This is a genomic window from Microcystis sp. M113S1, from assembly GCF_020246945.1.
Lineage (GTDB): Bacteria > Cyanobacteriota > Cyanobacteriia > Cyanobacteriales > Microcystaceae > Microcystis.
In genome coordinates this window covers 1-11,913 of sequence record NZ_JADBSA010000426.1, presented here as the reverse complement: position 1 = coordinate 11,913, position 11,913 = coordinate 1, and the positions used below count along the sequence as shown (strand labels likewise).

Sequence of the window (11,913 nt, the reverse complement as noted above, 5' to 3'; positions counted from 1 at the left end):
ATTTTCAGGTGGTCAACTACCTAATTTTCAGGGAAAAAGTCCCTGAATTTTCCCCCCGACCACTCCCATATCTGGCACTTTTTGAGGGGAAAAAAGTCTAAAAGTCTTCTACAACAAGGTTTTTAGATTTATTCAGCAAACCCTAGATAAGTATTACTCAATTCTTTCACGGCTAATTCATAGAACCTCTGACCGTGTTCGGGAGTGGCTAAAGCAGGATTGGAACCCATACGACCATCGGGGTAGTTTTGGCGAAAATTAGCCGCACCGTAAATACCATGACCAGAAGCCACTTTTTCGGATAAAAAGGCGTTTTTAAGACTCTCAGGGTAAAGATACTGAGTTAACGCCACTTCGCTTGGTGTAGCGTGGGAACCCTCCTGATCTCCATACAATTCTTTGGCTAAAAGATAAACTTCTCGCACCATAAACCAATTGGCCACTTGACATTTAACCTCGTTTGTGTTAGGTAAATTAAGGGAATCCAAATGATAATAGGTTTCCGCAAAAGCGGCTTTTAGGGTAGCAATATTACCCCCGTGACCATTAATAAAGAAAAATTGACGAAAACCGGCTCTAGCTAAACAAGTTACATAGTCGAGGATTACTTGAATCAAAGTGCTAGGACGAAGGCTAATTGTACCGGGGAAAGCCGTATGATGTAGGGCCATACCAACATTTAAGGTCGGTGCTACCATTGCTTGTACCTGTTTCCCCACTCCTTTAGCGATCGCCTCCGCACATAGAGCATCTGTACCAATCAGTCCCGTCGGCCCGTGTTGTTCCGTGGAACCGATAGGAATAATAATTCCCTGAGATTGTTCTAGATAGGATTCCACCTCTAACCATGTAGATAACTGTAATAACATTCGGCTCCAGCCTTCCAAGACGAGTGCAGGTTGACAAATTGAGATAAAATTAGGACGAATAATCAAGTATTTTTATGTTAACCCTTGACAACCCCCCCTTGTCGGCGAGTACGGATTTCGTTCCCAATCATCGGATTTTAATCGTGGAAGATGAAGAAGTGATTCGGGATATGATTATTTTGGCTTTGGAAGAAGAAGGTTACGAGGCACTCGGTGTTAGTGATGGTCGCGCTGCCCTAGAACTACTGCAAAGTCAAGAATCTAATCACCGTGAGTCTCGTTTTGATTTGGTCGTTTTGGATTTAATGTTACCCCAAATCAACGGTCTTGATATCTGTCGTCTGTTGCGCTATCACGGCAATATTATCCCGATTTTAATCTTAAGTGCTAAGGCCAGCGAAACCGATCGAGTTTTGGGTTTAGAAGTGGGTGCCGATGATTATCTGACTAAACCCTTTAGTATGCGCGAATTAGTCGCTCGTTGTCGCGCTCTCATTCGTCGTCAAGGATTTACTTCTCTAGCTGCCGCTCCCGTGCGAAAATTCCGCGATGTTCTTCTCTATACCCAGGAATGTCGGGTGACGGTGCGAGATGAAGAAATTAACCTTTCTCCTAAAGAATTCCGTCTCCTCGACCTATTTATGAGTTATCCGCGCCGAGTTTGGTCAAGAGATCAATTAATTGAACAAATTTGGGGACCGGATTTTTTAGGAGACACCAAAACCGTCGATGTTCACATTCGCTGGTTACGGGAAAAACTGGAAATCGATCCCAGTCAACCAGAATACCTGATTACTGTACGCGGTTTCGGTTATCGTTTTGGCTAGGTGAGCGATTATATTTTCAAGTTTAGCGATCGCCGCTTGCTGGGATAATGACTATTTTCGCTTTTATTTTCGGAGTAGTTTTAGGTTTGAGTATTTGTTACTGGCAAGTCTCACGCTTAAATAGAGAGTTAAAGCGAACCCTGAGCGCTCTCTCGGATTCGGTGGATTTGTCGGCCTCTTTTCCCGTTACCTCCCTGGTGCGTCGAGAATTACAGTTTCTCTCCCAAAGTCTGCAAGAGCGAGAAAAGAGCTTAGAAATTCAGAAATCCTTGCTAGAACGAGCGCCGATCGCCTATCTTCATATAGATGCCGATAATCGACTGCTCTGGTGCAATCAACAGGCAATTACCCTCTTAAAACTCGATCGCTGGCAACCGGAGCAAGTGCGTCTGCTGCTGGAATTAGTGCGCTCCTACGAATTAGATCAATTAATTCAAGAAACTCGCCAAAAACAGAGTCCACAGGTGCAAACTTGGACTTTTTACCCGACTAATTATCCTGTCACCCCCATTAGCGATCGCCAAGTGACTGCTCCTAAATCGATTGCCTTGAAGGGTTACGGTTATCCCTTACCAGAAGGTGAAATCGCTGTATTTATCGAAAATAGACAGCCTTTAGTGGAATTATCGCAAAATCGCGAGCGAGCTTTCTCTGACTTAACTCACGAGTTACGCACTCCCTTAACCTCCATTTCTCTCCTTACCGAAGCTTTACAGAAACGCCTCCAAGCTCCCGAAAGACGCTGGTTAGAACAAATGGCGAAAGAAGTGGAGCGTTTGAGCCAATTAGTGTGCGATTGGCTAGAAATCAGTCAATTACAAGCGGATGCGGGGCGCTCTTTACAATACCAGATGATTAATCTACAGGAGCTAATCACCACCGCTTGGCAGACTGTCACCCCAATAGCCGCCCAAAAACAGATTAGCTTAGATTATTCCTCTCCGGTGGATTGGACGCTGGAAGTTGATCACTCTCGTCTGCTGCAAGTTTTCCTGAATCTCTTTGATAATGCCATTAAGTATAGTCCCGATCAGGGAAAAATATGCCTAGAAATTCGAGAAATATCCGATACTATCGGGGAAAAATGGCTAAAAATTGACGTTATCGACAACGGGAAGGGATTTAACGAAGCGGATCTACCCTACGTTTTTGATCGCCTCTTTCGCGGTGATCCTTCCCGCACCCGTCAAAAACAAGGCACAAAGGATTATAGTACCGGTTTAGGTTTATCGATTGCCAAAGAGATTATTCAAGCCCATGGCGGTTCGATCGTCGCTCAAAATGATCCTAACACCGGTGGCGCTCGCCTACAAGTCACTCTCCCCCGTCAAAAAAATTAGGTGAGGTGATGGGTGTTGGGGTGTTGGGGTTTTAGGGTTTTAGGGTTTTAGGGTGTTGGGGTTTTAGGGTGTTGGGGTTTTAGGGTTTTAGGGTTTTAGGGTTTTAGTTGAATTCCCCCATTTCCCCATTTCCCCATTTCCCCATTTCCCCATTTCCCCATTTCCCCATTTCCCCATTTCCCCATTCCCCCATTTCCCCATTCCCCCATTTCCCCATCCCCCAACCCCCATCCCCCAACCCCCATCCCCCAAAAAATCTGTCAAGTTCTCTAGACAACTGTGCAAAATCTAAAATTTTCTTGTTATCACTGTAGAGAAAGAGTAGTTTTATGTTAAGCGAATCCGACCGTGAGCCTATCCAAAGAAACCAATCATCCCGATCGCACCTATTTCGCTCGTTCTCTCCAGCGATTGGAGCAGGATGTGCTGAGAATGGGAACCTTGGTCGAAGAATCCTTTCGTCTTAGCCATCAATCCCTTTTTGCTAGGGATTTGGAAATGGCGAAAAAAATCGCCCCCCTCGATCAGGAAATCGATCGCTACTACCGTCAAATCGAGTTAGATTGTGCCACTCTCATGACGCTACAGGCTCCCGTAGCTCAAGATTTGCGGCTGTTAAGTGCTTTTATGCAATTAGTGCGCGATTTGGAGCGTATCGGCGATTATGCCAAGGATTTGGCTGAAATAGCGCTCAAATTATTCGCCTATACTCCTCACGATTGTATGAGTGAGATCGAGGCTATGTCCCACCATGCTCAGTATATGTTAGCCACGAGCCTTGTCGCCCTGGCCGACCTCGATCAAGAAGCAGGTCAAAAGGTCAAAGAACTAGATAATACGGTCGATCGAGCCTATGAGCATCTTTATCACACTCTCGCCCATCAAAGAGATATCAAGGGTGTGGTGGAACCAATCCTGCTGATGGCTTTGCTAATCCGTCATCTGGAACGCATGGCCGATCACGCCACCAATATCGCCCAAAGGGTATCTTACATCGTTACCGGACAGAGAGGCTGAGGGTGTCTCGAACTCTGACCTCGCTTTTAGCGTTTACGACTCAGGGGGTTAAAAATTTCACTTAACCCCTCTCCCAAGAGGGATAAACCCACCACCATCGTGGTCATTGCTAATCCGGGAAATAAAGTGGTCCACCAGATACCTGTAGATAAATCCGCCAAAGCTTCCTTGAGATCATGACCCCATTCCGGCACTTCTTCCGGTAATCCTAAGCCTAAAAAGCCTAAACCGCCTAAAACAAGGATCGCATCCGCCGCGTTGAGTGTAAACAGAACCGGGACACTCTGGACGACATTAAAGAAAAGATATTTTGATAATATACGGCTAGGACTGGCCCCGATCGCTCGCGCTGCTTCGATGAATAATTCATTTTTAACGCTGGCGGTTTGATTTCTGACCACGCGAAAATATTGGGGAATATAGGCAATGCTAACAGCGATCGCTACATTGAAGATACCACGACCCAAGACGAAGGCGAGAGCCACCGATAATAATAACCCCGGCAAGGTGTAGAGGGTATCCATGAGAAAGAGGAGAACGCGATCGATCTTACCCCCCAAATAACCGCTAATTAACCCTAAAGGAACCCCGATGACCAAAGATAATCCTGTGGCCAAAAATACCACGGACAAGGCCGCCCGGGCCCCGAATAGGGTGCGGGAAAAGACATCATAACCGCGCACATTCGTCCCGAACCAATGGGCAGAACTGGGGGCTTGTAGGGGATAATTGCTTAAAATGTCGGTTGAATCCTGAATCAGTCCGATCGCTTGCAGAAGGGGCGAAAACAGGGCAATCAGGATAAAAATAATTGTCAATACCAACCCAACTACTAGGAGCTTAGTAGTTAGGTTGGGTTTCAGAAAAGGATCGATCGGCAATTTAACAGGAGTCATCGACAAAATTCAGGCATTGCATAGAACGCTAATTGTAGAAGACAAGGCCAACCTGCGACAAGAGCAGGATTTTTTTCAGACAGCCGGGGCCGAAACGACCGTAAACCAGAGCAAGACTGCTAAAGCTAAAACAGTTAGTTTAATCAGGACATAAAGCAGTCCGTTAGGATAAAGGAGATCGTGAAACATATTGCCTCCTTGGGAGAGAGTAGCGATTGTCTCTTTCTCATACTCTGATCCTAAGTCTTTTTCTGTTCACCTGACGCACAACTTAACAAAACGTGCGATTATAGGGAAAAAGATTTTTTTACTAGCTATGGCACTACTGACCACGGGAAAACCATTTATTCGCGATCTGGAACAATACGGTGCTTTAGGCGTTTACGCACCCTTAGAAGGGGGTTACGAGGGACGCTATCAAAGACGTTTACGGGCCACTGGTTACAATGTCCTGCATATCACCGCTAGAGGTCTAGGCGATTTAAGTGCCTATCTTACCGGCATTCATGGAGTCCGTCCCCCCCATTTAGGTAAAAAAAATATTGGTCAGGAAGCAGCCGTGGGACCGGTTTATTTTATTCCTCCCATTGCTACCTATCAATTGGAAAATTTACCCCCCAAATCTAAAGGTTTAGTGATTTGGATTATTGAAAGTTTTGTTTTGTCCTCGGAAGAAAAACAATACTTAATTAATCTTAGTCAACAGGAACCCCGGTTAAAATTTGTCCTCGAATTGGGTGGGGAAAGATATTTTCGTTGGCAACTTTTGAGCAAATCTTTAATCGCTGCCTAAATTACCGAAATAATACGGGTACTAAAATATCTCTCTCTCAACCCCTCTCCCCGGAGAGGGAGACTCCCTCACCCTTTGGTAGCTATTCATTTAATTTTCTTAATTTCGCGAGTTGGCCTAGGTGAATTTGCAATAATATGGGATATCGTTGCCGCAAAAAACCTAGGAGTTAGATCGTGACAGTGAGAGTTCGTATTGCCCCCAGTCCCACAGGAAATTTACACATTGGAACAGCGCGCACAGCCGTGTTTAACTGGCTTTTTGCCCATCATCACCGGGGGAAATTTATCTTGCGCGTGGAAGATACAGATTTAGAACGTTCTCGACCAGAATATACGGAAAATATTCAAGCGGGCCTACAATGGTTAGGACTGAATTGGGATGAAGGTCCTTTTTTTCAAACTCAACGCCTTAATTATTATCGTCAGGCCATTCAAACCCTGCTCGATCGAGGTTTAGCCTATCGTTGTTATTGTACCCCGGAAGAATTGGAAAAAATGCGGGAAGAACAAAAAGCCCGCAATCTTGCCCCCCGTTACGATAATCGTCATCGTTATCTCACCCCCGAACAACAAGCTCAATTCGAGCAAGGGGGGAGAAAAGCAGTAATTCGTTTTATTATTGATGACGATCGAGAAATTATTTGGCAGGATTTAATCCGGGAAAAAGTTATCTGGAAAGGTAGTGATTTAGGGGGAGATATGGTGATCGCTCGTACCAGCGAAAATGCCGAGGAAAACTTTGGTCAGCCTCTCTATAATTTAGCGGTAGTTGTTGATGATATCGATATGGAAATTACCCATGTTATTCGTGGGGAAGATCACATCGCTAATACGGCTAAACAAATTCTTTTATACGAAGCTTTAGGGGCAAAAGTGCCGGAGTTTGCCCACACTCCTTTGATCTTAAATCAGGAGGGTCGTAAGTTATCTAAACGGGATGGAGTAACTTCGATCGAGGATTTCCGAAAACTGGGTTTTCTGCCGCAAGCTTTGGTTAATTACATGACTCTCCTCGGTTGGACTCCTCCCGATTCCACTGAAGAAATTTTTACCCTTGAAACGGCCGCTGAAGTGTTTAGTTTAGAACGGGTAAATAAAGCGGGGGCAAAATTTGACTGGACTAAATTGGATTGGATTAATAGTCAATATCTCCATCGTTTAAGCGGTGAGGAATTAGTGCCTTTACTTCTCCCCTACTGGCAAGAAGCAGGGTATAATTTTGATGCTGAAACCGATCGAGCTTGGTTGATCGGATTGGCTACTCTCATCGGTCCGAGTTTAACTCGTTTAAGCGATGCTGTCGCCGAAAGTCGCCTACTTTTAACCCCTCTGGCTAATTATAATCAGGAGGCTTTAAGTCAATTACAATTAGAGGGAGTTAAGGATATTATCAAGGATATTCTCGCCGCTATTACTCCAGATTTGACTGGAGAAGTTGCTAAGGGGATTGTTGAGACAACAACTAAAGCCCATCGGGTTAAAAAAGGTCTGGTGATGAAGTCTCTGCGCGCCGCTTTGATGGGGGAGTTACACGGTCCAGATTTAATGCAGTCTTGGCTACTTCTCAATCAAAAAGGTTGGGATATATCCCGTCTTCAGCAAGCAGTAAATAGTTAAATTGATTGGCTATCAGTTATCAGAAAATTTATCGTACATTAGGGTTGACAAATGCCCTAAGATTGCTATATACTTTCTAGTATAATGGGAATCCGTGTCGCCCTGCATACCCTGCTCGTGATCGATTACTGAGGGGATGGGGGCGGATTTTTCCCCTAGCTGTCAGGGACGATCTAGAAACTTTCTTAATTTTCAGGCATTATCTGCAACTTTTCCCTAAATATAGATTTGTTAATCTCCTAACAAAAACCTATGGGTGAAAAAAAACGAATTGGACTGCTCACCAGTGGTGGTGACTGTGCGGGTTTAAATGCCGCCATTCGTGCCGTTGTCCACCATGCCAGTGGCAATTATGGCTGGGAAGTGGTGGGTATTCGAGAAGCAACTAACGGATTAATTAACCGTCCCCCAAAAACCACTATCTTTGATATTGAAGGAGTCGATCGCCTGTTGGTGATGGGAGGAACAATTCTCGGTACTACCAATAAGGGGGATCCCTTCGCTTTCCCGATGCCGGATGGAACCCTGATCGATCGCTCTCAGGAAATCATTGACGGCTATCATAGTCTGGGACTGGATGCCCTGATCGGCATCGGTGGCGATGGTAGTCTGGCGATTTTGCGCCGTATTGCCCAACAGGGAGGCATTAATCTGATTGGTATCCCCAAAACCATCGATAATGATGTGGGAGCTACAGAAGTCTCCATCGGCTTCGATACAGCTACTAATATCGCCACAGAAGCCCTCGATCGCCTCCATTTTACCGCCGCTAGTCATAACCGGGTGATGATTCTAGAAGTTATGGGTAGAGATGCCGGCCATATCGCCCTGGCTGCCGGTATTGCGGGGGGGGCCGATATCATTCTCATTCCCGAAATTCCCTACCGATTAGAGAATATCTGCGAGAAGATCCGGCAACGGCAGCGTATGGATAAACAGTTTTCTCTGATTATTGTCTCCGAGGCTGTGCGTACGGAAACCGGCGATCGCCTATCACAAAAGAAAGCCCTAGGGGAAGATCGTCTCGGGGGTATCGGTCGCTATTTAGCCGAAGAAGTTGCCAGGGAAACCGGGGCCGAAACGAGAGTGACTTTCCTGGGCCACATTCAACGGGGGGGTATTCCTTCTCCAATGGATCGCTTACTGGGGGCGGCTTTTGGCGTTGCGGCCGTGGATCTGATTGCCCGGGAAGAATTCGATCGCATGGTGGCCTGGCAAAATCGGCAAGTGGTCAGTGTTCCCATTGAGGAGGCGATTAAAACCTATCGCGTCGTCGATCCCGAAGAAACTTTAGTCAAAACCGCCAGGGGTTTGGGTATTTGTCTAGGGGATTGAGATTAAATCTAGGGGAATCGGTGCGAGAATTAATCCTTAAGTATCGCCCTTTCCCCACTGATTAAAATTACAAGTCAAATAAAGATAAACTCTGATAATTATTTTTCGGCAATTTCGCCAGTAAACCTAAATGATTAATAGTTCAGTTAATGTAGCAGAAAGATTGTTAGAAATCAACAATCTCGATCGAGAATTATTTAATTATTTTCAAAACAAATTACTTGATTCTGAGCAATTATCTCGTACCCTAGTGAGTTTTCAAGGTAATAAGAATCAACCGGTTTATCGCTGGTATAAATATAAAGAGGGTTTTTCCGTTGATCTGATAGTTTATCTTCTAGAAAAATATGGTATCAAACAAGGAAAAATACTAGACCCTTTCGCCGGCAGCGGAACAACTTTATTTGCGGCGGCGGCCAGGGGTTTATCAGCAGATGGAATAGAACTATTGCCGATTGGACAGGAATTAATTATTACTAGACAAATTTTAGAAAATGGCTTAAATAGTGATGATATATATCGTCTAGAGTATTGGTCTAACCATAGCCTTTGGCAACAGGTAGATTACAAAGTTAAGTTATTAGAATTACCAATTACTCAAGGAGCATATCCCCAAGAAAATCAGGCTTGTATAGAAAGTTACTTAGGGTTGATTGCCCAAGAGAATGAGCGAGTGCAAGGGATCTTAAAATTTGCCTTACTTTCTATTCTCGAATCAATTAGCTATACTAGAAAAGATGGTCAATACCTGCGTTGGGATTATCGTTCTGGGAGACAACAGGGCAAAAATATATTTGACAAAGGGGAAATTTTAGACTTTAAAATTGCCCTCCATAGCAAGTTAAGAGAAATTCTCGCAGATTTAGAGCCTAGTCAGCAACAATTGGAACTTTTTTCTAGAGATTATCCTCAGGGAAAAATTCAACTATATCAAGGTTCTTGTCTTGAGATTTTGCCAGAGATTTCCTCAGAAAAATACGATTCTATTATTACTTCTCCTCCTTATTGTAATCGCTATGATTATACTCGTATCTACGCTTTGGAATTGGCTCTATTGGGAATAGATCAACTACAATTAAAACAATTACGTCAACAAATGCTTAGTTGCACTGTTGAAAATAAACCCAAAGAGTTACTAAAAATAAATGAACAATGGTCGCCAGTCATTGCCATAACTGATCGTCAAAAATTATTAGAAAGTGTCCTGGATTATTTAGAGGAATTAAAATCAAGCAAGGCCTTAAATAACCATGATATTCCTCGGATGATCAGGGGGTATTTTCTGGAAATGTCTTGTCTAATTTATGAATGCTTTCGGGTTATGAAATCCTCTGGTATTTTCTGTATGATTAATGATAACGTTCGTTATGCGGGAGCTAGTATTTCTGTAGATTTAATTTTGTCAAAAATTGCTGAAGAAATTGGATTTAAAGTAGAAAATATTTTAGTAGTTCCTAATGGAAAAGGTAATAGTAGTCAGCAAATGGGATGTCATGGTAGAGAATCTTTAAGAAAATGTATTTATGTGTGGAGAAAGCCTTAATGGAAAAACCCTATCTCTTGCATTTAAACCAAAGTTGTGATTTGGAGACTACCTGTGAAGCTATCCGTTCAGGATTTATTGCTCTAGCCTTAGAAAAAAATCAGAGAGCTACTCCTTTAATTGCAGAAGCAAGAACCTTAAAAATTATTGCCCAAACCGTAAACAATCCTAGAGAGTTACTAAACATCCCAGATATTCAAGCGGCTTTATTAACTGCATCGGTAATTTCTGATAAAGCTAAAAATTATTTACATCCCCAAGACAAGGTAGAAGCAATTCAAGAATTAATTGTCAATTTTCTGGAACCTGCGGGGACTAATTTTGTCGAGGAGTTAGTCTATAGATTTCTATTGATTCGGGGTGACACTTTAGGAGGAATCATGAGAAATGCAGGTGGCTCCTTAGCTCAAAGTAAATTTACTCGTTCTCTATTAGCAACTTTAAGAGTAGCAGGGATTGCTTATGATTGGCTCAATTCTAGTAATAATCAATGGAGAGAAGCTGAAGAAATGACACCTAATCTAGAAATCTTGGTTAGAGGTGTTAGCTGGTTAAATAACAGCCAACCAAGAACAATAATTTATAATGTCAATGTTCCCCTTGTTAATAACAACAATATTGATTTGTGCCTTTTAAAATGTGATTCGACGCAATTAGCTAATCAAAAAATCAAAAAACAAACCTTACAATCTCCTGATTTATACATTGCTTTGGGAGAATTAAAAGGTGGGATTGATCCCGCAGGAGCAGATGAACATTGGAAAACTGCTCGTACTGCTTTGCAGAGAATTGATGATGCTTTTAGAAAAATCTCTAAGCATCCTTATACTTTTTTTATCGGCGCTACGATTGAACAAAAAATGGCTAGGGAAATTTATCAGCAATTAGAGACGAAAAAACTCACCAATGCCGGTAACTTAACCAATGATAATCACCTGGTTTCAATTATGCGTTGGCTATGCCATCTTTAACCTAGTTAACATCTACAAAACTACCCCTCAAATAAAGATAAACTCTGATAATTATTTTTCGGCAATTTCGCCAGTAAACCTAAATGATTAATAGTTAATAGTAATAATCTGGTGGCAGGTAACTTTATTTAACTTCATCTCCTCAATCAATTAGTCCAGTAGGGTGGGTTAGCAACGCGTAACCCACCGCAATTATTCCAAATGAATATCATCCTATAGATTAGCAATGCGTAACCCACCATCTCTTGACAAAGAGGATAACTTCTGCATTACCATATCTCGTTCCATCCTGATATTTGTCTGAAGCTGGAAGGGTATATTAAGAAGGTGAGAGATTCCGATCGCCGCTTATTGAGATAAATCTATTATGCTGATTTACTTTATTCACGGAGTGGCCACAAGAGATGCTAGTTATGCCAATAAATTAATTAAACTAATTGAAGAAGAATGTAAACGCAAAAATCGGGCGATTCCCTACTGTTATGCGGGATTTTGGGGAAATGTCCTCAAAGGAACCGAAAAATTATGGCGAGATATCGAGCAAGAATTACAGACAAAAAAACGGTTCTTCGTTACTTGGTATGGTTCGATAGGGGGGCATAAATCGACTAAATCCTTATCTGGTAAGAGACTTAATTGATTAGTTCGCTCTAGATCAAAAACAATTGACAAAAATCGCTAAATGCCTTTCTATATAAGGGTT

General features: G+C 42.9%; 10 protein-coding genes and 2 pseudogenes. 9 read left to right on the top strand and 3 right to left on the bottom strand.

All coding sequences use genetic code 11. The features are described from left to right. Window positions 1-128 precede the first annotated feature (128 nt). Complete coding sequence (locus IM319_RS21715; protein WP_286824513.1) at window positions 129-869, bottom strand: creatininase family protein; 741 nt, start codon at window positions 867-869, stop codon at window positions 129-131. A gap of 74 nt (window positions 870-943) precedes the next feature. Here IM319_RS21715 and IM319_RS21710 point away from each other — a divergent pair, with 74 nt between their 5' ends. From IM319_RS21710 to phoU, 3 genes are all read left to right on the top strand, one after another. Then, a complete protein-coding gene (locus tag IM319_RS21710) occupies window positions 944-1,696 on the top strand; it encodes a response regulator transcription factor (protein ID WP_287736887.1) in 753 nt (250 codons plus the stop codon). Window positions 1,697-1,743: 47 nt separating this feature from the next. After that, window positions 1,744-3,036, top strand: coding sequence for a sensor histidine kinase (locus tag IM319_RS21705; RefSeq protein ID WP_287736886.1), 1,293 nt, complete (start codon window positions 1,744-1,746; stop codon window positions 3,034-3,036). Between the two features lie 348 nt (window positions 3,037-3,384). Beyond that, the gene (gene phoU / locus IM319_RS21700) at window positions 3,385-4,053 is read left to right on the top strand and encodes a phosphate signaling complex protein PhoU (protein WP_287672416.1); all 669 of its coding nucleotides are present in this window, start codon (window positions 3,385-3,387) and stop codon (window positions 4,051-4,053) included. A gap of 26 nt (window positions 4,054-4,079) precedes the next feature. On the opposite strand, the gene IM319_RS21695 is transcribed toward phoU, so the two are convergent. Further along, entirely contained in the window at window positions 4,080-4,949 is an 870-nt protein-coding gene (locus tag IM319_RS21695) for an ABC transporter permease (RefSeq protein ID WP_287686576.1), read from the bottom strand. A 316-nt stretch (window positions 4,950-5,265) separates the two neighbouring features. Here IM319_RS21695 and IM319_RS21690 point away from each other — a divergent pair, with 316 nt between their 5' ends. The 6 genes and pseudogenes from IM319_RS21690 to IM319_RS22675 all read left to right on the top strand — a co-directional run. Next, complete coding sequence (locus tag IM319_RS21690; RefSeq protein WP_286824508.1) at window positions 5,266-5,742, top strand: NAD(P)H-quinone oxidoreductase subunit N; 477 nt, start codon at window positions 5,266-5,268, stop codon at window positions 5,740-5,742. A gap of 176 nt (window positions 5,743-5,918) precedes the next feature. Continuing rightward, entirely contained in the window at window positions 5,919-7,361 is a 1,443-nt protein-coding gene (gene gltX, locus IM319_RS21685) for a glutamate--tRNA ligase (RefSeq protein ID WP_287075859.1), read from the top strand. Between the two features lie 252 nt (window positions 7,362-7,613). Next, the gene (locus IM319_RS21680) at window positions 7,614-8,696 is read left to right on the top strand and encodes an ATP-dependent 6-phosphofructokinase (RefSeq protein ID WP_286824505.1); all 1,083 of its coding nucleotides are present in this window, start codon (window positions 7,614-7,616) and stop codon (window positions 8,694-8,696) included. 130 nt (window positions 8,697-8,826) lie between these two features. Further along, window positions 8,827-10,239 carry a DNA methyltransferase gene (locus IM319_RS21675; RefSeq protein ID WP_287736885.1) on the top strand — a complete coding sequence of 471 codons (1,413 nt, stop codon included), beginning with the start codon at window positions 8,827-8,829 and terminating at the stop codon, window positions 10,237-10,239. Next, entirely contained in the window at window positions 10,212-11,210 is a 999-nt protein-coding gene (locus IM319_RS21670) for an AvaI/BsoBI family type II restriction endonuclease (protein ID WP_353857216.1), read from the top strand. Before IM319_RS21675 ends, IM319_RS21670 begins: the two co-directional genes overlap by 28 nt. A 367-nt stretch (window positions 11,211-11,577) precedes the next feature. Continuing rightward, window positions 11,578-11,775, top strand: a pseudogene (locus tag IM319_RS22675) (hypothetical protein); the annotation flags it as partial. On the opposite strand, the pseudogene IM319_RS21665 reads toward IM319_RS22675, so the two are convergent. Next, window positions 11,691-11,888, bottom strand: a pseudogene (locus IM319_RS21665) (hypothetical protein); the annotation flags it as partial. The pseudogenes IM319_RS22675 and IM319_RS21665 sit on opposite strands and share 85 nt — an antisense overlap. Between the last annotated feature and the right edge of the window lie 25 nt (window positions 11,889-11,913).

Excerpts from the sequence above, each read along its gene's own strand:
- IM319_RS21670 (WP_353857216.1), top strand. The coding sequence starts at position 10,212 with ATGTATTTATGTGTGGAGAAAGCCTTAATGGAAAAACCCTATCTCTTG.
- IM319_RS21690 (WP_286824508.1), top strand. The coding sequence starts at position 5,266 with ATGGCACTACTGACCACGGGAAAACCATTTATTCGCGATCTGGAACAA.
- IM319_RS21680 (WP_286824505.1), top strand. The coding sequence starts at position 7,614 with ATGGGTGAAAAAAAACGAATTGGACTGCTCACCAGTGGTGGTGACTGT.
- IM319_RS21710 (WP_287736887.1), top strand. The coding sequence starts at position 944 with ATGTTAACCCTTGACAACCCCCCCTTGTCGGCGAGTACGGATTTCGTT.
- IM319_RS21705 (WP_287736886.1), top strand. The coding sequence starts at position 1,744 with ATGACTATTTTCGCTTTTATTTTCGGAGTAGTTTTAGGTTTGAGTATT.
- IM319_RS21695 (WP_287686576.1), bottom strand. The coding sequence starts at position 4,949 with ATGACTCCTGTTAAATTGCCGATCGATCCTTTTCTGAAACCCAACCTA.
- IM319_RS21675 (WP_287736885.1), top strand. The coding sequence starts at position 8,827 with ATGATTAATAGTTCAGTTAATGTAGCAGAAAGATTGTTAGAAATCAAC.
- IM319_RS21715 (WP_286824513.1), bottom strand. The coding sequence starts at position 869 with ATGTTATTACAGTTATCTACATGGTTAGAGGTGGAATCCTATCTAGAA.